The organism is Picosynechococcus sp. PCC 7117, assembly GCF_001693275.1.
Taxonomy (GTDB): domain Bacteria; phylum Cyanobacteriota; class Cyanobacteriia; order Cyanobacteriales; family MRBY01; genus MRBY01.
In genome coordinates this window covers 490,680-512,923 of the sequence record NZ_CP016477.1, presented here as the reverse complement: position 1 = coordinate 512,923, position 22,244 = coordinate 490,680, and the positions used below count along the sequence as shown (strand labels likewise).

20 protein-coding genes are annotated in these 22,244 nt (G+C 50.8%); 9 read left to right on the top strand and 11 right to left on the bottom strand.

The features are described from left to right. Window positions 1–45 precede the first annotated feature (45 nt). Complete coding sequence (locus tag AWQ22_RS02405) at window positions 46–975, top strand: bestrophin family protein (protein WP_065710071.1); 930 nt, start codon at window positions 46–48, stop codon at window positions 973–975. Window positions 976–1,006: 31 nt separating this feature from the next. Here the strand turns inward: AWQ22_RS02405 and AWQ22_RS02400 are convergent, their stop codons facing one another. Continuing rightward, window positions 1,007–1,792, bottom strand: a complete 786-nt coding sequence (locus AWQ22_RS02400) for a proteasome-type protease (RefSeq protein ID WP_030007082.1) — start codon at window positions 1,790–1,792, stop codon at window positions 1,007–1,009. Between the two features lie 169 nt (window positions 1,793–1,961). Between AWQ22_RS02400 and AWQ22_RS02395 the strand changes: the two genes are divergently transcribed. After that, on the top strand, window positions 1,962–2,519 hold the full coding sequence (locus tag AWQ22_RS02395; protein WP_065710070.1) for a zinc-ribbon domain-containing protein: 558 nt from the start codon (window positions 1,962–1,964) through the stop codon (window positions 2,517–2,519). 39 nt (window positions 2,520–2,558) lie between these two features. Here AWQ22_RS02395 and AWQ22_RS02390 read toward each other — a convergent pair whose 3' ends face one another. The 3 genes from AWQ22_RS02390 to AWQ22_RS17245 all read right to left on the bottom strand — a co-directional run bounded on the left by AWQ22_RS02390 (window position 2,559) and on the right by AWQ22_RS17245 (window position 4,778). Then, window positions 2,559–3,692, bottom strand: coding sequence for an amidoligase family protein (locus tag AWQ22_RS02390; protein WP_065710069.1), 1,134 nt, complete (start codon window positions 3,690–3,692; stop codon window positions 2,559–2,561). Window positions 3,693–3,783: 91 nt separating this feature from the next. Then, complete coding sequence (locus AWQ22_RS02385) at window positions 3,784–4,554, bottom strand: hypothetical protein (protein WP_065710068.1); 771 nt, start codon at window positions 4,552–4,554, stop codon at window positions 3,784–3,786. Between the two features lie 95 nt (window positions 4,555–4,649). Continuing rightward, the gene (locus AWQ22_RS17245; protein WP_257784301.1) at window positions 4,650–4,778 is read right to left on the bottom strand and encodes a hypothetical protein; all 129 of its coding nucleotides are present in this window, start codon (window positions 4,776–4,778) and stop codon (window positions 4,650–4,652) included. Window positions 4,779–5,059: 281 nt separating this feature from the next. Between AWQ22_RS17245 and AWQ22_RS02380 the strand changes: the two genes are divergently transcribed. Next, a complete protein-coding gene (locus AWQ22_RS02380) occupies window positions 5,060–6,661 on the top strand; it encodes an iron uptake porin (RefSeq protein WP_065710067.1) in 1,602 nt (533 codons plus the stop codon). 178 nt (window positions 6,662–6,839) lie between these two features. On the opposite strand, the gene AWQ22_RS02375 is transcribed toward AWQ22_RS02380, so the two are convergent. After that, on the bottom strand, window positions 6,840–8,456 hold the full coding sequence (locus tag AWQ22_RS02375; protein WP_065711605.1) for an MFS transporter: 1,617 nt from the start codon (window positions 8,454–8,456) through the stop codon (window positions 6,840–6,842). Between the two features lie 131 nt (window positions 8,457–8,587). On the opposite strand from AWQ22_RS02375, the gene AWQ22_RS02370 reads away from it, so the two are divergent. Continuing rightward, on the top strand, window positions 8,588–10,258 hold the full coding sequence (locus tag AWQ22_RS02370; protein WP_065710066.1) for a serine/threonine-protein kinase: 1,671 nt from the start codon (window positions 8,588–8,590) through the stop codon (window positions 10,256–10,258). On the opposite strand, the gene AWQ22_RS02365 is transcribed toward AWQ22_RS02370, so the two are convergent. Genes AWQ22_RS02365 through leuD form a run of 3 tightly spaced genes read right to left on the bottom strand, consistent with a single transcriptional unit; the run spans window position 10,255 to window position 12,485 of the window. Next, window positions 10,255–11,508, bottom strand: a complete 1,254-nt coding sequence (locus tag AWQ22_RS02365; protein ID WP_065710065.1) for an FGGY-family carbohydrate kinase — start codon at window positions 11,506–11,508, stop codon at window positions 10,255–10,257. The two genes, AWQ22_RS02370 and AWQ22_RS02365, sit on opposite strands and share 4 nt — an antisense overlap. Next, entirely contained in the window at window positions 11,508–11,885 is a 378-nt protein-coding gene (queD, locus tag AWQ22_RS02360; protein ID WP_012306089.1) for a 6-carboxytetrahydropterin synthase QueD, read from the bottom strand. The genes AWQ22_RS02365 and queD overlap by 1 nt, the downstream gene beginning before the upstream one ends. Before the next feature lie 6 nt (window positions 11,886–11,891). Next, window positions 11,892–12,485, bottom strand: a complete 594-nt coding sequence (gene leuD, locus AWQ22_RS02355; protein WP_065710064.1) for a 3-isopropylmalate dehydratase small subunit — start codon at window positions 12,483–12,485, stop codon at window positions 11,892–11,894. Window positions 12,486–12,647: 162 nt separating this feature from the next. On the opposite strand from leuD, the gene AWQ22_RS02350 reads away from it, so the two are divergent. From AWQ22_RS02350 to AWQ22_RS02340, 3 genes are all read left to right on the top strand, one after another. Beyond that, complete coding sequence (locus tag AWQ22_RS02350; RefSeq protein ID WP_030007074.1) at window positions 12,648–12,977, top strand: DUF6825 family protein; 330 nt, start codon at window positions 12,648–12,650, stop codon at window positions 12,975–12,977. 79 nt (window positions 12,978–13,056) lie between these two features. Next, window positions 13,057–14,799: an AarF/ABC1/UbiB kinase family protein gene (locus tag AWQ22_RS02345; protein ID WP_065710063.1), complete on the top strand. Its 1,743-nt coding sequence runs from the start codon at window positions 13,057–13,059 to the stop codon at window positions 14,797–14,799. Window positions 14,800–14,863: 64 nt separating this feature from the next. After that, window positions 14,864–15,592, top strand: coding sequence for a Stp1/IreP family PP2C-type Ser/Thr phosphatase (locus tag AWQ22_RS02340; RefSeq protein WP_065710062.1), 729 nt, complete (start codon window positions 14,864–14,866; stop codon window positions 15,590–15,592). Window positions 15,593–15,616: 24 nt separating this feature from the next. On the opposite strand, the gene AWQ22_RS02335 is transcribed toward AWQ22_RS02340, so the two are convergent. After that, entirely contained in the window at window positions 15,617–16,513 is an 897-nt protein-coding gene (locus tag AWQ22_RS02335) for a D-hexose-6-phosphate mutarotase (protein ID WP_065710061.1), read from the bottom strand. Between the two features lie 119 nt (window positions 16,514–16,632). Between AWQ22_RS02335 and recN the strand changes: the two genes are divergently transcribed. Continuing rightward, window positions 16,633–18,399, top strand: coding sequence for a DNA repair protein RecN (gene recN / locus AWQ22_RS02330; RefSeq protein WP_065710060.1), 1,767 nt, complete (start codon window positions 16,633–16,635; stop codon window positions 18,397–18,399). Here the strand turns inward: recN and glmM are convergent. Together glmM and AWQ22_RS02320 are read right to left on the bottom strand one after the other, a co-directional pair. Next, window positions 18,396–19,802: a phosphoglucosamine mutase gene (gene glmM, locus AWQ22_RS02325; RefSeq protein ID WP_232321539.1), complete on the bottom strand. Its 1,407-nt coding sequence runs from the start codon at window positions 19,800–19,802 to the stop codon at window positions 18,396–18,398. The two genes, recN and glmM, sit on opposite strands and share 4 nt — an antisense overlap. A 185-nt stretch (window positions 19,803–19,987) precedes the next feature. Then, the gene (locus AWQ22_RS02320) at window positions 19,988–20,590 is read right to left on the bottom strand and encodes a Uma2 family endonuclease (RefSeq protein ID WP_065710058.1); all 603 of its coding nucleotides are present in this window, start codon (window positions 20,588–20,590) and stop codon (window positions 19,988–19,990) included. A gap of 248 nt (window positions 20,591–20,838) precedes the next feature. Here AWQ22_RS02320 and AWQ22_RS02315 point away from each other — a divergent pair, with 248 nt between their 5' ends. Beyond that, a complete protein-coding gene (locus AWQ22_RS02315; RefSeq protein ID WP_065710057.1) occupies window positions 20,839–22,230 on the top strand; it encodes an NAD-dependent malic enzyme in 1,392 nt (463 codons plus the stop codon). Window positions 22,231–22,244 lie beyond the last annotated feature (14 nt).

The following is a 22,244-nucleotide window of genomic DNA, read 5'->3' as shown; positions in this document are numbered from 1 at the left end:
AATATTTAATTTGTTGACTCACACAAAAAATTACTTTAGATACCGATGATTACCTCTGACAAACTGGATAAACCCGATTGGCTCAGTACTATCTTTCAGGTCAAGGGGGCTGTCTTGTCTATGATTTTGCCGCGCATCCTTTTTTTCTGTATTTTGACTGCGGCATTGACATTTATCTACCTCCAGGGTTTACCTATTTATCTTGAGAAACTGGGAGATTTGACCACAAATGTTATTTACAATCTGATTCTGGGTTTGCTCATCGTTTTTCGCACCAACACATCCTACGAGCGTTTTTGGGAAGGGCGAAAAGCATGGGGAGGAATCGTTGTGAATATCCGTAACCTTGCCCAGGAAATTTTGATTGGGATTACGACCTCAACAGAAAAAGAAATACAAGGCAAAAAACAAGCTTTAAATCTACTGCTTGCTTTTGCGATCGCCACCAAGTTGCACCTACGGGGAGACCAAGTAAACGACAGACTAGAAGCATTGGTCGAGCCGGAGCAGGTCGCGCAACTGAAAGACTCGAAAAATCGCCCCCTTGATATTCAATTTTGGTTACGCACCTATCTACATCAGCAACTCAAGCTGAAAAATTTTGGGGATGCGCAGCTAAATATGACCACCGGTATGCTGAATAATCTCACGGACAATGTGAGTGGTTGCGAAAGAATTTTAACCACCCCAATTCCAATTACCTATCGTGTCTATTTAAAGCGCTTGATTTTAATTTATTGTTTTGGTTTACCGTTCCGCTTGGTGCCTGAGATGACCTGGTGGGCGATTCCGATTGTGGCTGTGGTTAGCTTCCTGTTACTAGGCGTTGAAGAAGTCGCCCGGGAGCTAGAAAATCCCTTTGGTTTTGATGTTAATGATCTGCCCCTAGACGATCTTTGTGATGTGATCGAAGGCAATCTTGAACGTGTCTCTAGTTTGCATGGCCAGACGAAAGAATTAGCGTCTGTATCGTGATTAGGGATGACAAACAATACTCCCGATTGCGTCACTCAAGAAAATCTGTGCCATTGCTTGCGGGATCTTGATCCTGCTGATTAAAGTCCCGGTTCCATTCCACCCCTGGCATTGCTTCGGAGGCTTGTTTGAGGGCATTTTCCCAATAGCGACGAATTTTGAGTAAGTAGGGGTCGCGGGCTTCTAACCGCAAACGGTGCTGGATTTTGAGGCTATTGACCGCATAGGAAATCATATCGATGGGAGGCCCCACAGACAGGTTAGAACGCATTGTGGAGTCGATGGAGAGGAGGGCTGATTTGGCGATCGCATCTAAAGAAGACTCATAGGAAAGGGTACGATCCAAGATCGGTTTGCCATACTTCGTTTCGCCAATCTGTAGATAAGGGGTCTCTGGGGTCGCGCGAATACAATTTCCCTGGCTGTAGATGAGAAAAAGCTCCGGTGGTGCCCCGGCAATTTGCCCAGCGAGGAGAAAATTACACTGGAAATCAATGTGATCCTTTTCGAGCCAAGGTCGATCTTCCTGTTGCAGTTGGCGAGTCTTTTTGCCAATGTAGCGGGCAGCATCATAAAGACTAGGAATCGTATGGAGATTGTGGGGCGTACCACTGCGAATCTCCTGTTCTAGTTGATAGGTGATGGCTTGGGTAATGGATAAATTGCCCGAAGTACAGAGAATAAGCACCCGTTCCCCTGGGCAGGAAAAATCAAATAACTTTTGATAGGATGAGACGTAATCAACCCCCGCATTGGTGCGTGAATCGGCGGCGAGAATAAAACCCTGGCGAACTAAGATTCCTAAACAATACGTCAATCTTGATGACCTCGTTTGACCTGATGGGATTCACAGAAAAAATTTTGGGTTGGCCGAGCGTAACCTGTCAGGATATGGACGACAAAAGCCAGTTGCTGTCACGTTAATCATCGCATATCTTCCAAGCTGCGCGAGCATTATTTTTGCAAATTATTGTTGGAGTTTCCCCATGAATTACGTTTGTTATCTCGGTTCTGGGCAACGGCTTGATTTGGCGAACCAAGGCTCCCATACCGTTATTACCCTCAGCCAAAGTGGCCCCGGACAACAACAACAAAGCACAAACCGCTACCTAACGGGCACCTGGACGGCACAACCAACGGTGATGCAAGCGGGCGGGATCACGGTGATCACGGTTTTTAGCGCGACAAAAACAACGCAAATTTCTGTACAAGGCCAGGCGATCGCCCTTTGTGAACAACCCCTCAATTTACAGGGTGCCCAATCGCTGCCTTTAGAGCAAACGGCGGCGAAATCTCCGGAGCCAATGTCATCTTTAGAACCCCTGCCCCCACTCAAAATGGGCAACATGGAAATGAAAATGAAGCCGATGGAAATGCGCCTGGGCAATATGGAGATGCGGATCGATGATCTGAATCAACCGGCCCAGCAGCAACCGACGCCAGCAGCAAATAATAAGCCAAAACGGTTTTGCGGCCAATGTGGTCAAGCCATTACCGCAGGCGATCGCTTTTGTACCCAGTGCGGTCAGCCTTTGTCGTCCTAGCGATAGCGCTTAATCTAACTAAGGGTTCCATCGTTGAAATTACTGAAAACCTTTTTTCTGGGCCTTGGTTTGGGGCACCCGTTGCAACCAAAGATCAATTTGCTCTGTATCCAGTTGCAGTTGTTGCAAAAGAGCTTGGACATTCGCACGGGTATATTTTTCTGGGGGGCCTGGGGCGATCGCCTCTCCCTGAGCAGCCAAATGTAAAACGGCGGTAAATAAAGAAGCGGCCTGAAGAATTGGCGTTGTCTCTAGCCAAACGGGAAGAATCCGCACCTCAATCGTGTTTTTGTGGGGTAGGGCATTGATGCAGTTCACCAAATTAAAATCACAATATTTTGTCAGCTTGAGGCGATGGAGTTGCTGTTGGACGGCGGGCCAGGGGAGTTGTCGAAACTCCGACTGGTTCACGGTAGTAAAAAGAGTTTCGGGCCAGGGGCCGAGGCGACGACAATGGGGATTCGTGCCCATGAGAGTTTTGAGAATATCCCCATAGCGCCACAACAGATTCACTAAATTGGCGATCGCCGGGGCTGACTGGAGGGGCGTCGCCTCAAAATGAAGGTGAGTTGCGCCTTCAACGGGAGCCGTAAATTTTAGGTGCCGCGCTAAGGATAATAGGGTTTCTAATTGATGCTCGTGGTCTGTCTCCAGGGGCGCTGTAATTAGTTCACAGGGGCGTTCTCGTTCTCCGGGTAGTGGGGCGGCGATCGCCACGGATGCCCCGCTTTGATCATTCACCCGCCGCATCCCCCCTGGCCCCGGTTCTGGTACCGTGCCAAACAAATCGCCGATGGGATCCATCACGGTTTCTAAAGGGGCTTTAGCCTCGGTCTGACGGGCAATCAAACGCAGCAGACGCTCGTCATCACTGACAATGCGATACCAACCTGCTTGGGGTTTGGCCTGGCGCTTCAGGTCTTTTTGTAACGTTAGATCATCGACACATTGGGCGATCATCCGTTGCTGGGGATCTCGGATCTCAAAGCCGAGGGTTAAATTGTGGAAGACTGGTTTGCCCGGTACTTTGCTGGGTTCCGATTGGGGATGAAAAAAGCGATGGACTTGGCCTCCCTGGGCGGCGGCGATCGCCGCTGCTAGATCCTGACGACTGCTTCCTGATGGTGCCAATAACTCAATTTCAAAGCCAATTTTCCAATCTAGAGTAATCACAGTTTTTGCGCCTCGGCCCTTGTCTGTTGTCGTCGATGTTTATCCAAAAAAATGTGGGAGATGATGGCTCACCTCCCAAGATGATTGCCGCTTAGAAACCCATCGCATAGAGGGGCTGGGGCGCACCCGGATCGGAAGAATAGCGATATTGAATTTGATTGAAATGATAGTCCAAATGAATTTCCATATTGCGTGAAGCGTCGAAGAGGGTCACCACCAACGGATCCCGCTCAATTTCATTGAAGTAAAAAATTTCTTCCCCGGCAGCAGTAAGCTCGACCCATAGACCATCGGCCCGTTGGACAAAATAACCTAGAGTTTGGCCATCACGATTCAAATTCTCAAAGGCAATGGTTTCGACAATCGCGGTGGGATCATAGTGGGATTGCTCGGCGTAGGCCATCTCAACGATGTCATGGGCAACACCCGGTAAGCCCCATTCCAATTTGTCAGCGATGGTTGTTTTTGCTTCAGTCACAGACACATCCCAATATTCGGCAACGACAACCATATCTTCATAGCTAAAGCCTTCGTCGGTATAGTTGCAAAGACCTTGGCCACCGTAATAGTCCCGGGCCGCCGTTAATTTGCTTTCAACGGTTTGATAGTCACCATCCTGGAGGAGTTTGCCAGCACTGACCTTGGCATTACCGGGGCCTTCTCCCCAGAATTCCCCCAGCATTTTTGCATCGCACCAGGTGTAGTCTGCAAAGAATAAATCAGTTGCATCCTGGGCGGGGCTTACGGTTAAAGGGGAAGCGGTGGTAGGAAGGGCATTGGCGGAGAATCCGGACACAAATACTGCACCAGTGGCAATCATTTGTAAGAGGGTGCGGGGGGCGGTAAAAAGTGTGGTTGTCATGGCTCTTGATGTTAAGTGGGAATTCTTGTGTGTTGCCCGGTCTTAGTTGTGCCGCCTGTTTACCGATGCACTTTGTGGGGCGATCGCCACTGCAACTAGGCTTGATCAACGCGCCGTTCAGCAAGTTTGAGACGAATTTCTTCGTGGTATTGCTGGGTGATGGGATAAAAGTAAGCGAGTCCTAAGCCAATGATAAGCGCAAGGGTCGGTAAGGAGGCGATCACTTTAATTCAGGTTAAGACGATTTTTCTCCAAAGAAAGTACGTTACAGATTTATATTTTTGAGATGAAGGCTTAGTGGAAAGGGAAGACGATCTTCTCTCTGTAAATTTTTTGGAGTGGATGGGACCCTACTCCTCTTATTCTTCAGTTTCGGTCAAAAGTTCCAGACATTTAGCTTTCTGCCGAGAAATCGCTGATCTGAAAATTTCAAACAAATGAGCTAAGATCTCGCAACCAGTTATTAAGTTTCTCAAGTTTAATAGCCTAATCGTGTGAGGAAAAAATGAAAACATCTCTATCTCTCTGGAAGTCTTTATCCATTGCTTCGGCTGCTGTTGGCGTCTCCGTTGCCACTGCTGGCACCGCCCAAGCCCAAGCAAATAACAGCGAACTCCTTAACCAGATCAACACCTACAGTCAAGGTGACATTGCTCAGGTAAACAGCGTTTTCCAACTCAGCGATGTTTCTCCCTCTGACTGGGCTTTTGATGCGCTTCGTAACCTAGTCGAAAACTACAACTGTATCGTTGGTTACCCCGATGGCACCTATCGTGGCAGTCGTCCTCTCAGCCGTTACGAATTTGCGGCTGGTCTGAACGCTTGTTTACAACAAATCGAGCGGATGATTCAAAGTGATGGTTCTGAAGTAACCCCCGAAGATCTCGCTGCTCTCCGTCGCTTGATCAACGAATTTGAAGCGGAACTCGCTACCCTCGGTGCTCGTGTTGACGATCTCGAAGGCCGTGTTGAGTTCCTCGAAGATCACCAGTTTTCTACCACGACCAAGCTCAGTGGTGAAGTTGTTTTCGCCATCCAAGATAGCTTTGGTGATACGGTGTCTGATGGCGGTGTCGATGAAGATGACACAGCAACAACCTTCAGTGATCGCGTTCGGTTAACCCTCGAAACCAGCTTCACTGGTAAAGACACTCTGATTACCCGTTTAACAGCCGGTAATTCGGTAAGCTTGGCACCTGAAATCGGTGGTGGCGTGGGTTTTCAAACCTTCAATCTTGACACCGATGGTAATGATGTCGTTATCGACTGGTTGGCATACTACTTCCCGCTCAGAAGAGCAAACGTTTATCTAGCAGCCTTTGGTGGTCTCCACAGTGATTACACAAGTACCACTTTTGGTGCCAATGGTTTAGAAGATTTTACCGGTGCTTCTGGTTCTCTAACTCAACTTGCAGCGTCTAGCCCCATCTATACCATTGGTGGCGGCTCTGGTCTTGGTATCAACATGCCTCTTGGCCCTGTTGATATTTCCTTGGGTTACTTAGCTGATGAGGCCAGCTCTTCTGCCGAAGGTGATGGTCTTTTTAACGGTGAATACGGTGCTTTGGCACAGATTGCTTTTAACCTCGGTGAGCGTGCTGAGCTCGGCGTAACATACGTCAACAGTTACCATGACAGCGGCGCGATCTTCGACTTTGGTGGTGGTGCTGCCGTAAATGGAACATTTGCAGCTAACGGACTGAGTGTCGGTGATCTCGAAGCAAATACTTATGGTGTCCAAGGAAAGTTCTCCCTCACTGACAAAATTGATATTGCCGCCTATGGCATGTATTCCGATCTCAATGTTATTAGTGGTGGTGACCTTGACGTATACAGCTATGGCTTAGGTGTCTCTTTCTCTGATCTTGGTAAAGAAGGGAATGTGCTTGGTTTGTTTGCGGGTGTCCCCCCTTACCTTGATGGGTCTGGACAAGTAGCCTTTGATGGTGATGAGACTCCGATTCAAGTGGAAGGTTTTTACAAGTATCAACTTAATGATGGGATTTCCATTACTCCTGGTTTAATTTGGTTAAGTAATCCAGGCGAAGGTGCCTATGGTGAAGAAGATGCACTCATTGGTACTCTCCGCACCACCTTCACGTTCTAAGCAGGTTTATCTCACCTAAAATCTTTGTTTTTTCACACATTTTCTTTGTGAGCCTCGCCTCCGGGCGAGGTTTTTAATTATCTGCTATCTGAGTTTCAGAGTTAATGACTTTTGTCGGAGGCTTCGTCTAATGGAAAAGAGTGCGAGATTTGAAAATCTATTCACACTAGCATTTAGACTAGGCTTGATCGACTCGTCGTTCAGCAAGCTTGAGACGAATTTCCTCGTGGTATTGCTGAGTAATGGGATAAAAATAGGCCAGCACCAGCCCAATAATGAGGGTAATGGTTGGTAAGGGGGCGATCGCCAAGCGGATTGCTAGGAGGGCAGAATCAGGTTGCACCGGGGGCGCTTGACCCGGAACCGATTCAACGAAACCAGCCCAGGCGAGGGCTTGACCCACCAGAAATAAGCTAATAGCCAGACCTATTTTCTGGAGGAGCACCATAAAGCCATAAAAAACGCCTTCCCGCCGTTGTCCGGTGGTGAGTTCGTCTAGCTCAATCACATCGGGCACCATCGACCAGGGGATCAGATAGCTCACGGACACCCCACAGCCAGCCAAAATTGCACAGGCAAACATTAAACCGATTTGTCCCGGTTGTAGGAAAAATAACCCCACCTGGGCAATAATCCACAGGAAAACGCCCCCAAAATACACCGTTTTTTTCCCTAAGCGTTGACTGAGGGCGCTGGCTACAAATAAAAGCACCAGGGCTGTCCCCTGTACCGCCAGAGCCACATTGGGAAACATCGCATCCGGCAAGCCCATCCAGTTGATCACAAAATAGGGCAAGATCGAAGCGGTTAATTGAATCGCCAGCCAAGAGGCCAGATAAATCCCAATCACGAAGAGAAAGGGTTTGTTACTAAAGGCAATTTTCAGTTGCTCCCGGAAGGGAATCGGGGCCGCAAGATCCGTTTGCTCAGCCAAAGGCACTACTAAATGGGGTTCCGGCACAGAGCGTACAAATGTCCAACCCGCCACCGCCAGTAATAGCGCCCCAGAAATAAACAAAAATGGCCATAAAATTGGCCCTTGGAGCAACCCCAACCCAACCAGGCCACTCACCCCAGCCATTCCCCATAACCCTTGACCCAATCGCTGCCGTTGCTGAGGGTTTAGGATTGGCGATCGCCCCTTTTCTTGAAGCCGCAACGTACACCACAACAGCGCCAAGCCCGCAAACACTGAACAAACTAGCCCCAGGAGACTGTATTGCTTTAGGGGATCATCGGGATAAGCTTGGAAGATTAACCGCGCCACAATCAGCGAAAAAATACTAGAGCCAATGGAAAAACTAAACCGAAAACTATTGAGACTGGTGCGTTCGTGGTAATCCTGGGTTAACTCTGGAGTGAGGGCGGCATAGGGCAAATTGACCGCTGTGTAGGCCAGATTAAATAAAATCCCCATCACAATGTAGTAGCCAAACAAAAACCAATCATTCACTTGATCAATTTCGCTCAATTGGGGAACCAACCACTGCCCAAAAAAGACAAAGACAAAGGGAATAATTCCCCCCAGCATCCAGGGCAAGCGTCGGCCCCAGGGATGACGGGTGCGATCGCTCAAAACCCCCACAATCGGATCATTGATGGCATCGGAAATTTTGCCGATCATCAAGATGCTCCCCGCCAGGCCCGGTGGTAAACCCGCCACTTGGGTAAAAAAGTACAACAGAAAGAAAACCAAGACATTTGCCGTGAGAGCTGGCCCAATATCGCCCGCCCCAAAGGCAATTTTTGTCGATAGGTTGAGTTTTTCTGATGGGGGATGGAGCGGCTGGGTCATGGCAGGGACGCCCGCTTGGGGGCGCAAAGAAACTGCTTGCAATTGTAGTGGCTGCTACGGTAATCGGCGATCGCCAACTCAGAAACGGGGAATGTAAAATAAAATTCACGCCTTTTCGTAACCAAATCCCTATGCAATCTTCCTTGATCAATGGCCGTTACCAAATCGTGAAGACCCTCGGACAGGGTGGATTTGGGGATACCTTTTTGGTGAAAGACCTACAACTGCCCTCCCAACGGCAATGTGTGCTGAAATCCCTCAAGGTACAGGCCACCAGCCCCCAAACGGTCCAGGAGATGCAGCGACGCTTTCAACGGGAAGCCGCCATCCTCGAAGGCCTGGGGGAAAAACATAACCAGATCCCCAAGCTCTACGCCTACTTTGAGGAGCAGGGACGATTTTATTTGGTGCAAGAATGGATCGATGGGCTGACGCTCCAGGACATCGTTAAACAGCAGGGCAGCCTAAGCCCACTCCAGGTACAACAAATTTTGCTGGACTTGTTGCCTGTCCTCCAACTGGTTCATGACCAATACATCATTCACCGGGATATTAAGCCAGAAAATATTATTCTGCGCAGCAGCGATCGCAAACCTGTTTTAATTGACTTTGGGGCCGTCAAGGAAGCCCTGACCACCGCCATTCACCTGGACTTGAGCCAGCCCGTCTCTGTGGCGATCGGCACCCCCGGCTACATGGCCCCCGAACAGGGCACCGGGCGTCCCGTCTATTCCAGTGATTTGTATGGCCTTGGGTTTACGGCGATTTTTCTCCTCACTGGCCAATCTCCCCAACAGTTTCCCAATGATCCCCAAACGGGGGAATTGATTTGGCAGCAAGATTTTCCCTATCTGCAAACGCCCCTGGGTCAAGTCATTGCTAAGGCGGTGAAATTCCATCCCCGTGATCGCTTTCCCACGGCCCAGGCGATGTTAAATGCTCTCCGGAATGCAGTGGGCACTGCGGCGGCTCCGGCTCCTGTAGTTAATGGCAATCAAACCACCGCCACGCGGGTTGTGGGATCGCCCCCCGTGGCAAGACGTACCACATTACCGACAAGCACCACCGCCGCCCAACCCCAGGAAACAGAAAATGGTGGCTGTTGGCGTTTGGCGATTCTCACGGTTTTGTTTAGCGGTATTGGCATTAGTGCGGGAATTTGGTTGACCTTTGCCCTCGTCGGGCGATCGCCTGAACCTCAAACTTTCCCTGAAGATCCAGCCTTGAACACAGAGAGCAATTCGCCTGTTCTTGAGACTCCCCTACCCGAACCGACCCCAGAGCCGGAACCGGAACCCGAACCCATTCCAGAACCAGAGCCAGAACCCGAACCCATTCCAGAGCCGGAGCCGGAGCCAGAACCGACCCCAGAACCTACTCCCAGTCCCGGAGAAATTCCGTTAATTCCCGTGGGGACTCCCGGCGCCGCCATTCCCCAAATTATTGCTGTGCCCCCCACCGATCAACGGCCTGGCTTTTGGGGTGATAGTACGGCGATTTTGTATCGCAACTATGGCCCGGCGAATGTCAGCCTCGGCTACATCGTTGACAACACAACGGGCACCTTAGCCCAGACGGAAATCACTTTTCCCGTGGGGACTGACCTCAGCGTGATCCAACAAACCCTGGGTGGCCTCTTGCCCGAAGGCGTGCCCCCGGAAGTGAACCAAGCGGTGGCTAGTGTCTACAACCGCAATAGCAGTTCCCAATCCTTCACCACGGCTAACCACCGGGGTCAAATTAAACGCAACGATAGCGATCGCCTTTATCTCGGCATTTGGAATCCCGGCTTCCACGATTAGGCTCTGGGCAGTCCCCGTTGGGCGAGGAGAGCGCTCCCATAGGCGGCTTCTGGTTGGGGTGAAATAAGCACTGAACAACGAAGGTAACGGGCACGAATTTGTGTCCAGACTGGATTTTTTGCCCCACCGCCAGCGGTAAAGACAGTGCTAACGGGGGGCGCTCCTAGGGCCTGTAACTTTTGGTAACCCTGGGCTTCAATGCGGGCAATGCCTTCTAAGAGGCCTTGCAAAAACTGGCGGGGATCTTGGGGCCGTGGGGTTAATTTTGGTGGCAAAGTTGGGTCATTAATCGGAAAGCGATCGCCAGGCCGTAGCAACGGATAATAATTTAAGCCGCTGTCCTGGTGGGGATTAATAGTGGCACTGAGTTGTTGTAGTTGTGTGTCATCAAAATAATGTTTGAGCACCGCACCGCCTGTATTTGAAGCGCCACCCACGAGCCACAGATGACCAAACCGATGACTGTAGACCCCGGCGGCCAGGTCTTGAATCGGGCGATCGCCTAACAATTTCAGCACCAACGTGGAGCCGAGGGAGGTCACTGCTTCCCCAATTTCCTGGGCGCCACTGGCGATAAAGGCCGCAATACTATCGGTGGTTCCGGCGCAAATTTGACAGTGGGGATTGATCCCAAACCGCCGAGCAACGGTCACTAAAATCTTCTGTTTCCCAGCACCGGGGGTTTGCACTTGGGGCAGTAAATGAAACAGAGGATGCTGTTGTAACCAGGGAGGATAACCGAGATTTTCGACGTCGTAGCCGAGTTTTAGGGCGTTGTGGTAGTCGCTCAGGCCAAAGTTGCCGTGGAGTAAGCCACTTAACCAATCCGCCTGATGGCAAAAATAGTTGGCCCCCTGGGTTAACCTCTGGGATTCAAACCAGAGTAATTTAGCGAGGCTGGCCGTGGCCGATTGCACGAGATGTTGGGGCGGTGCCAAGGTGCGGAGCATTGGTAAAACAGTCTGGCCCCGGTCATCGTTGTAAAGCAGGGCTTCTGTAATCGCTTCTCCGGAGCCATCACAGAGTAGAACTGTGCCAGAGGTGCCATTGAGGGCGATCGCCTGGAGATTTTGCCGAATCTCTAGATTGAGGGCGGCGAGTAAATGCCAGAGTGCCTCACACCAACCCTGGGGCGTTTGTTCAAGGGGATTTACACTAACTGTCTGGGAAATTTCACCCTCACCTGTAATGGCGATCGCCCGCGCCCCAGAAGTCCCGAAATCAAGGCCAAGGTAAAATGGCGCGGTCATCAGTCTTCGGTATAGATACAGCCAGCGGTGCAAGTTTCTTTAATTTCTACCGCCGCTAAACCCGGTAAATCCACTTTTTTCAGCTCTTGGTAAATCCATTGGGCGATCGCCTCGCTGGTGGGACTTTCCATCCCCAAGGAATCATTCAAATGGTAGTGATCTAGGTACTGATCTAGTAGCGGCTGGACGTATTTTTTAATCTCGCCAAAATCGAAAAGCATCCCCTGTTTTGGCCCCGTTTCCTGGAGGCGATCGCCCCGCAGATACACTCGCATCACCCAACTATGGCCGTGGAGACGGGCACATTTGCCATCGTGGTGGGGCAGTTGGTGGGCTGCCTCAAAGCGAAATTCTTTATAGAGTTCCCACTGGGCCATGATGGTTTAGGCCCAGGCCAGGTAAGGCAATTTTGTCGCCGTTGTGGCAATCTCCGCCTGGTTCGCCACCAATTGACCACAACTATCCCAAGTGCCAGCGAGTAATGCTTGTCTAGCCCCTTCTCCTAGCTGGATTTGACCCGACCAGTCACCGCAGGAAACTGTCAAATTTTCTAGATCGACGCTGGTGGCCGCCTGGGGATTGGCTTCTAACTGGCTTTGTAATGCTTCGACCGTAGCCCGATCCGCCGTTACACAGGGGACGCCGTTGGCGAGGCAGTTCCCAAAGAAAATTTCCGCAAAACTTTCACCCACAATGGCTTCAATACCCCATTTCAAAAGGGCTTGGGGGGCGTGTTCCCGTGAAGAACCGCAGCCGAAATTACCGTTGACCACGAGGATATTCGCATTCTGATACTGGGGTAAATCAAAGGGATGCTCGCCGTCTAGTTGCTGGCGATCATCCGCAAAAGCTTGTTCCCCAAGGCCATCAAAGGTGACACACTTCAGAAACCGTGCGGGAATGATGCGGTCTGTGTCGATGTCGTTGCCCCGGAGCGGGATCCCTGTGCCAGAAACTTGCTTGATTTCGCTGCTCATATCTCGTTTGAATCGGTGACCAGTGGGAGATTGCTAATTTAGCATACTTTCCTGGGGCAATTGCCGCAGTGAAAAGGAAACCCCAGGGGCGATCGCCAAAAGACGAAACCTCGTTTAATAGATATAATCTGTTACGAAAGCCATTAAGAAATGTTGCGTCCCATGAACAACCCCGTCCTCCAAGCCCTGGCCTATGGCCGCGCCTTTGCAGAAGTCCTCAAAGAGAGGGTAGAAGACAGTTTGACGGATCTGCTTAGTGATCTTGGTAAATTCGATGCAGAACGCAATCAATGGTTTCAGGAATTTGCCCAAGAAGTCCAGGCCCGCGCCGAACGGGAAGCGGCCAATCAAGGTAATTCTAGCCGCCCGATCACCATCGACATTGACGGCGATGATCGCCCCGCTGACCTCCAGGAGATGATCGACAATCTCCGGGCAGAAATTGCGAGCCTCAAAGCGGAACTCAAGCAATATCGCGATACCCAAAATTAAGCTTTTTCTCCCAAGGCGATCGCCCTAGCCACACCATACTTTTCTTTTCCGTAAACCCATTTCGATAGGCAAATTCTTTGTGTCTGCTCTGTCTTCCCAAGCCAATTCCAGGGTCTCTAATCCCAACGCCACCCCAGCACCGCGCCTAGAGCGGGCTAAATCTACCTATCGCTGGAACCGTGGAAACTATTCCAAAAATCGGCGACGGTTCGACATTTGGGTATTTGTGCTCACCCTGATTTTTAAACTAATCCGCAACGGCAAGAAATGGACTTATGCGGGTGGTTTTACCGAAGAGAAACTCGCAGCCCGGCAAAAAATCCAAGCCCAGTGGATCAAAGATAGTTTCCTCGAATTGGGGCCTACTTTTATTAAAGTCGGTCAACTCTTTTCAACCCGCGCTGACCTATTTCCCGAAGCATACGTCCAGGAACTGTCTAAGCTCCAAGACCGCGTCCCAGCCTTTTCCTACGAACAAACGAAGCAAATAATCGAAGCAGACCTCGGCAAACCGATTAATGTCCTGTTTCGCAGTTTCGACCCCGTGCCCCTCGCGGCGGCGAGTCTCGGTCAAGTCCACAAAGCCCAACTCCACAGCGGCGAAGAAGTAGTGGTTAAAGTCCAACGACCGGGCCTGAAACAGCTTTTCACCATTGATCTGGCGATCCTCAAAAAAATTGCCTGGTATTTCCAAAATCATCCCCGTTGGGGCAAAAACCGTGACTGGCTTGGAATCTACGCTGAATGCTGCCGTATCCTCTGGCAGGAAGTAGATTACCTCCAGGAAGGACGCAGTGCCGATACCTTCCGGCGTAACTTCCGGGGGATTGACTGGGTAAAAGTACCAAAGGTCTACTGGCGTTATGCCTCACCGCGAGTGCTGACCTTGGAGTATGTACCAGGCATTAAAATTAGCCATTACGAAGCCCTGGAAGCGGCCGGCCTAGAACGCAAACAATTGGCGAAACTCAGCGCCCGGGCCTATTTACAACAATTACTAAATGATGGTTTTTTCCATGCTGACCCCCACCCCGGTAATCTGGCGGTGAGTCCCGATGGGGCACTCATTTTCTATGATTTTGGGATGATGGGAGAAATCAAGGCCAATGTCAAAGCTGGCCTTATGGAAACCATGCTGGGAATTACAGAAAAGGATGCCGACCGGGTGATGAACTCCCTCGTTACCCTAGGGGCCTTGGAAGCAACCGGAGACTTGGCACCAGTGCGCCGTTCGATCCAATTTATGTTGGATAATTTTATGGATAAGCCCTTTGAGGCCCAATCGATTACGGCGATTAGTGATGACCTTTACGAAATTGCCTACGACCAGCCCTTTCGGTTTCCAGCAACCTTTACCTTTGTGATGCGGGCTTTTTCTACTTTAGAAGGGGTCGGCAAAGGTCTTGATCCAGAGTTCAATTTTATGGCGGTGGCTCAACCCTTCGCCCTCCAGGTTATGAGTGAAAATTTACCCAGCGGCAGCAACATTATTGACCAGTTAGGACGCCAGGCGGCACAACTGAGCACGTCCACCTTTGGTTTGCCACGGCGCATTGAAGACACCATCGACAAGCTAGACCGGGGTGATATTCGTATCCGGGTGCGGGCCCAGGAGTCTGACCGACTGCTCCGCAAATTGGGGGGAATGCAACTGGCGACAAATTATACGTTGATTTTTTGTGCGCTGATTTTGTCTGCTACCCTGTTATTTGTGAATGGCTCATTCATTCCGACGGCGGTGGTGGGGGCGATCGCCTTGGTGCCTGGTTGGGCATTATGGCGTCTCCTTAAAAAACTAGATCGCTACGACCGCAAATTTTAGCTAAATTTAGATAAGTTCTAATCTAGTACGCTACTTTTCCAGCTATTTTCCCGAAACCATGCTTATGAAATGTCGCTTTACGGGGCAAACTGATCCCGGGTTGGTGCGCTCCGCTAACCAAGACTCCTACTATTGTGATCCCGACGGGCGATTTTTCATCGTTGCCGATGGCATGGGAGGACACGCAGGGGGAGAAGAAGCTAGTCGGATTGCCGTAGAAACCATCCAGCAATATTTAGAGGCTAATTGGGAAAGCCCAGAAAGCTCAGAAGATCTTTTAGAAACGGCCCTTATCAAAGCCAATGAGGCAATCCTCGCGGATCAACTCGACAACCCAGCCCGTCAAGACATGGGTACGACAGCGGTGATGGTGCTATTTCGGGGCGATCATGTTTGGCGCGCCCACGTGGGGGATTCTCGCCTCTATAGTTTCCGGGGAGACACCCTCATTCAAGTAACTGGCGATCATACCTGGGTCTCCCAGGCGGTGCAGTCGGGAGATATTACGGCAGAACAGGCGAAGGTGCATCCCTGGCGTCATGTCCTTTCGCAATGTCTGGGTCGTAAAGATTTAAGCTTGATTGACCTGGCTACCCTAGAGATTCACAGTGGCAATCGCCTGTTGTTATGCAGCGATGGACTGACCGAAGAAGTGGACGATTCAGAAATCCAATTTATTCTGAGCGCTAATGATGACCTCGACCAGGCAGCGGCGGCTTTAATTGAAACGGCTAAAGATAACGGTGGTTCCGATAACGTCACCGTAGTATTGGTGCAGGTTGAAGCCGACTAGCCCAAATTTTTCATAATCCATAACTCACAACAATCGGTAAGTAATACCGAGGGTATAGCGTTCGCCGGGAGCGAGGGTGATAGTCTCGGCGGCAGCATTGGCCGTTTCAACACAGAGAAATCGTTGATAGGCGTCCGGAGAAAGATCACCCATGGTTGCAGTTTTCTCCATGCCAGGATTCCAGACGATGGTCGTGGTACTGTTTCGGTTACAAACCTCAATTTTGCGCTCAAGACTAAGATCATCAATGAACAGCTTCGGGGCGGTATTTTGATAAATGCGGTCTACTTCCCCCTGAATAGTGACTTCGCCAATTTGTTGTTTGAGTTTTTCTTGATCCGCCTTATCGATGTAGTCCAAACCTGCGAGGCCCAGCACTTTAACCCGTTGAATGTCGCCGATGGTGAAGTAGGTGTGGAGAGCTTGGGTAATGGTCATCGGCCTTTGATCGCGGTTATGACTCGTGAGTTCGAGATCTAAGGTTTCGCCCACGGTGACGGCGATCGCCAGTTCAAAAGCATAATCCCAAATTTTGTGGGTCTCTTCATCATCTTGCAAGCTTAAAATAACGCGGGTTGCGCCATTGGCGAGGGTTTCGGTGTGCCGGACAGTCCAGAGGCGATCGCGGGCAAAACCATGGTTTGCTCGCCCTAATCCGTCCGGGTCTGCCCCAAACCAGGGCCAACAGATGGGAATGCCACCCCGGATCGCTTTTCCTGGTCGGTAATGACTGCGATCGCTCAAAAATAAAAGATCAGCCTGGGTGTTGCTTGGTTGGAAAGAGAGCACCTGTCCGCCATAGAGAGAGATTTCTGCCGTGGCAAACCGATTCTTAATTTTGATCACTGGAAAACCCCGTTGGCGATCGCCAAAGGAAAGTTCAGGCAGGCCGTATTGTTGATTGAGTTGGTCAAGATGCATAAAAACTGTGGAGCGCTACTGCCATTTTAGTGAAAATTGCCAGGGCCAGAATCTGCCACTGCCGCCCCAAAACTCCGGCATAATAGACAGCGAACGACTTTTCTTTTCCCCAACCATTTATGCTGTGTTGCCTCCGCATTGAAAATTTTGCGTTGATCGATCATCTAGAGCTCGATTTACAGGCTGGGTTGATGGTTTTGACCGGGGAAACGGGGGCCGGAAAGTCAATTATTCTGGATGCCCTCGATCTTGCCCTTGGCGGAAAAGCGACGGCGCGGTTAATTCGGGCGAAAAATGATCAAGGAGATGCCACGGGAGAACGGGCATTTATTGAAGCCACCTTTACCCTCACCCCCAGCATCAAACAATGGTTACAGAGCCAAGACATTGATCTGCTAGAAGATGAAACGGTGGTTTGTAGTCGGGAGTTGAGTCTGACCCGCACTGGTTTACGATCGCGCAGTCGCGTTAACGGAATTATTCTCAATCAGGGTTTGATGGCGGAACTCCGGGCGCAACTGCTAGAAATTACCGCCCAGGGACAAACGGTTGAACTCCTGATTCCCGAACGGCAGCGAATTCTCTTGGATAGCTACGGTGGCTCCCAGGTGCAACAGCAGCGGCAACTTGTAAATTTAGCCTATCAAACTTATCTCAAAGCAAAGCAATTACTCGAAAGTCGGCGCACTTCGGAGCAAGAACGGCTCCAACGGCTAGATTTACTGCAATATCAACTCCAGGAGCTATGTGACGCCCATTTAGAGGATCCTGAGGAGCTAGAAGTATTGCAACAGGAAGGCGATCGCCTTTCCCATGTGGTGGAATTGCAACAGCTCAGTTACCAGGCACACCAAATTTTGTACCAAAATGACGATCCCGAAACCCCGGCGGTGGCGGATCTTTTGGGGGAGGCTGAGAACCTGCTCAAAGAAATGGTGGACTATGATACCCAGTTAAATGGCATTCTCGACATGGTGCGCAATGCCCTTACAGAGGTAGTAGAAGCAGGCCACCAAATCAGCACCTACAACAACAATCTTGAAGCTGACCCAAAACAATTGGCTGACATTGAGGCCCGAATGCGGGTACTAAAGCGAATTTGCCGTAAGTATGGCCCGACCCTCAGCGAGGCGATCGCCTACCGGGACAAACTTCAGGGGGAGCTAGATGTCCTCACCGCTGCGGATCAGTCCCTTGAAGCCCTAGAGCAAGACTGTAGAATTAAATATCAAGACTTAGAAGTCCATTGCCAAAAATTAAGCCAATTACGCCAAAAAGCAGCCCAAAAATTAGAAAAGCAACTGATTAAAGAACTGAAACCCCTGGCGATGGCAAAGGTGAGCTTTGAATGTCGCCTTAGTCCCATCTCGCCTACTGCCGCCGGAGCCGATCAGGTGACGTTTTATTTCAGCCCGAACCCTGGAGAGGTGGCTCAACCCCTCGCCGAGATTGCTTCTGGTGGGGAAATGAGTCGCTTTCTCCTCGCCCTCAAAGCCTGTTTTACCCAGCAGCAGACGACGCCGAAAACTTTGGTGTTTGATGAAATTGACGCGGGGGTTTCGGGGAAAGTGGCCCAGGCGATCGCCACCAAGCTCCACCACCTCAGCCAGTATCATCAGGTGCTTTGCGTCACCCACCAACCCCTCATTGCCGCCATGGCCGATGGGCATTTTCGCGTGACAAAACAAGTGCAATCCCAGACAAAAAAACAAAAAGGCGATCGCACCCTTGTCGCCGTAGAATCCCTACAGCATCATCAGAAACGCCGGGACGAATTAGCCCAGTTGACGGGGGGTCATGCCGCCGAGGAAGCGATTTCCTTCGCCGAATCCCTCTTAGTCCAGGCCCAAACCCTCAAGGCGGGCAGCAAAATGACCCAAGCCTAGCCCAAATGGCTTTGCACCACATTGACCAGGTGTTGTGTCCAATATTCCGCGAGATACTGTTCCTCGGCCTCAACCATCACCCGAATGACAGGTTCTGTCCCCGAAGCTCGCACCAACACCCGTCCCTTATCACCCATGGCCGCTTCGGCCTTATCAATTTCCGTTTGGAGTACGTCGTAGTTCTGCCAATTTAAACGGCGATCGCGATCTTCGACCCGCACATTTTTCAGGAACTGGGGATAGGTCTGGAAACTTTGGTCAATCAACTCATTGAGGGGTACCCCCGCCTCCCGGACGAAGGCCGCTAAATGCAATGCCGTTTGGATCCCGTCCCCAGAAACGCTGTGGTGATGGCAAAGAATATGACCCGATTGTTCGCCACCGAGCATCGCCCCCGTCTGCCACATGGCCGCTTGGACATACTGATCGCCAACGGCAGTCCGATGAAGTTGTCCTCCCAGTTTTTCCCAGGCCCGCTCAAAGCCCAGATTTGCCATTACGGTACCGACAATTAAATTGTTCGGCAGTTGACCCGCTGCCTGGAGTTGTTTCCCCCAAAGATAGAGGATGTAATCCCCATCAACGATCCGGCCTGTGTTATCCACAGCAATCACCCGGTCGGCGTCCCCATCAAAGGCAAAGCCGAGATCCGCGTTGTGGAACTGCACCGCCCCTTGGAGTTGGTCGATGTGGGTAGAACCGCAGTTGACGTTAATTTTGTTGCCGTCTGGTTGGTGGTGCAGGGCAATCACTTCTGCACCGAGGGCTTGGAAAAGTTCGGGAGCCAAATGCACAGAAGCGCCCCAGGCCAAATCGAGCACAATTTTGAGGCCGTCGAGGGATAAACCTTGGGGAAGTGTCGCAAAAACTGCATTCCGGTATTGTTGGGTCAGTTCCTTTTGGTGTTGGTAGGAACCACAGTTATTGGTTTGCGACAGAATATTTTCTAGGCGATCGCCGCGCAGACCCGCTTCAATCTTGGCACTGAGATCCTTGAGCAGTTTCGTCCCAGCGTCACTAAAAAACTTAATGCCATTATCTTCGGGGGGGTTGTGGCTGGCGGAAATCATGATGCCACCAATGGCGTCCGTGGTGCGGGCCAGATAGGAAACACAGGGCGTTGGACAAAGGCCCACATGCCACACTTCTAATCCAGAGGCGGTCAAACCAGCGGCGATCGCCATCGCTAACATATCACTGGAGTTGCGAGAATCTTGCCCAATGATCACAGGGGCGCGTCGTGCCGCTGTTTCCTGGAGCACTTGTCCAGCCCAGTAGCCAACTTGGAGCGCAAAGGGAGCCGTCAGCAGATCCCCCGCTTTACCCCGAATCCCGTCAGTCCCAAATAATGAGCCTGCGGGTAAATCACACCGTAGGGCTTGGGGCGGATAGCTCGCCAACATACGACTCAGGGGATGTCCTTCCTCTGGCATGATCATCATGGGTTTTGCTCCTCACAACATACAGACACAACGATATCAGTGATTGATTTGTCCTGACCACTATGGGGCCGCTTTTATCAGGGATTGGTATCAATAGTGTCTGGTTTAAAAACCTGGGGTGAGGCTTGGGTGGCGATCGCCTTTATTTATTTCTCATCGGGGAATTCCGGCTCAACTTCCGGCAAACTTACCGTGGCATAGATATCCACTAGGGGAATTTCGAGGTCTAGGGATTGCAGTTTAAGCGTTGCCTCTTGGCCTTGGTAACTTTCTAGAATCCAGAGCTTCCCTTCGCTACGCCGAAAGCAGTCTACTGAGTAATGGGTTGTGCTGACCAAAATGTATTCCTGCAAGCTGGGAATCGTGCGGTAAAACTTAAACTTATCACCCCGGTCAAAGCCTTCCGTCGATTCGGAGAGGATTTCAATGATTAACCGTGGATGATCCATCGCGTAGGCGGTTAAGTCATTGATTTCTGGATCGCAGCTTACGAGCAAATCAGGATAAAAAAAGCGTCGTCCGTCCTGAACGCGTACTTTCATATCACTGCTATAGGGTTGGCAACCAGAACCCCGGAGTTTAAGGCTGAGGGAAACTAACAGATTAGTGTTGATTTTGTTATGGACATTGCTAGCGCCGGCCATCGCATAGATTTCTCCATCGATATACTCATGCTTAATGTCGCTATGTTTCTCTAACTCTAAATATTCTTCGGGACTGAGGTACTGATCTGAGGTGAGGGCAACCATGATGTTTTCAACAATTGGGTGACATTCCCCTCTATTTTGCCAAGAATTTGCGGGGCGGCATCCCTAAGAGTAATGATTCGCGATTTGATTTAGGTCAGCTCCGGGCAAGATAAAGTGTCTTTTCTTGAGATCGTCCCAAACCATTTCGTAAGCCGGAATACTTTAGGAAAAGGGAAAAGTAGGGTTAAATGAGATGGGAATTTTTCCGCTTCTCGTTTTTTCAATAAGCAAAATTTAACGCAAATTCTATGGTTGCCCTCACCCCAAATCCTAGCTACAGTGTCACGATCCAGCTACGCATTCCCAACCGGGCGGGCACTTTGGCCAATGTGACCCAGGCGATCGCCAACGTGGGAGGCAGCCTTGGCAATATTGAGTTGGTAGAACGGGATCTGAAATTTTTAATCCGCAACATCACCGTGGATGCCTCCAGTGAAAAACACGCTGGGGACATTGTCGATGCCGTCAAAGCGGTGCCAGAGATTGAAATCCTCAAGGTTCTAGACCGCACCTTTGCGATTCATCAGGGGGGGAAAATTACCGTCGAAAGTCGCATTCCCCTAACGGTGCAGTCCGATTTAGCGATGGCCTATACGCCGGGGGTGGGTCGCGTTTGTCAGGCGATCGCCGAGAAACCGGAACAGGTCTATGATTTGACCGTGAAAAGCAATATGGTGGCGATCGTCACCGACGGCAGTGCTGTTTTGGGGTTAGGCAATTTGGGGCCGGAAGCCGCAATGCCTGTGATGGAAGGGAAAGCGATGCTCTTTAAGGAATTTGCTGGGGTGAATGCGTTTCCCATTTGTTTGGCGACTCAGGATGTCGAAGAAATTGTCCGCACGGTGAAATATCTCGCCCCGGTGTTTGGCGGTGTGAATTTAGAAGATATTGCCGCGCCCCGCTGTTTTGAGATTGAGCAACGGCTGAAGGCAGAAACGGATATTCCCATCTTCCATGACGATCAACATGGTACAGCGATTGTTTCCCTGGCGGCGCTGTTCAATGCCCTGAAATTAGTCAAAAAAGACCTCCAAACCGTCAAAATCGTGATCAATGGAGCAGGGGCTGCGGGGGTGGCGATCGCCAAATTACTCCGGCAAGCAGGGGCAACGGATATTTGGATGTGTGATTCCAAGGGCATTATTTCCAGCCAGCGGGATAATCTCACCCCCGAAAAGCAAGCCTTTGCCGTGGCCGCCTCTGGTACCCTCGCCGAGGCGATGCAGGATGCAGATATTTTCCTTGGGGTGAGTGCGCCCGGTGTGGTGACCCCCGCAATGGTGACATCCATGGCGAAAGACCCGATTGTCTTTGCGATGGCCAACCCGATCCCCGAAATTCAGCCGGAACTGATCATGGATAAAGTCGCGGTGGTGGCCACTGGCCGGAGTGATTACCCAAACCAAATTAATAATGTCCTCGCCTTTCCGGGGGTATTCCGGGGTGCCCTCGATTGTCGCGCCTCCAGCATTACCACCAATATGTGCCTCCAAGCGGCCCAGGCGATCGCCTCTTTGGTTAGCCCGGCCCAGTTGGATCGAGAGCATATTATTCCCTCGGTTTTCGATCAACGGGTCGCCGCCGCCGTTTCCGCCGCCGTCGGTCAAGCCGCCCGCCAAGATGGTGTTGCCCGCCGCTAGAACACCTTGATTCT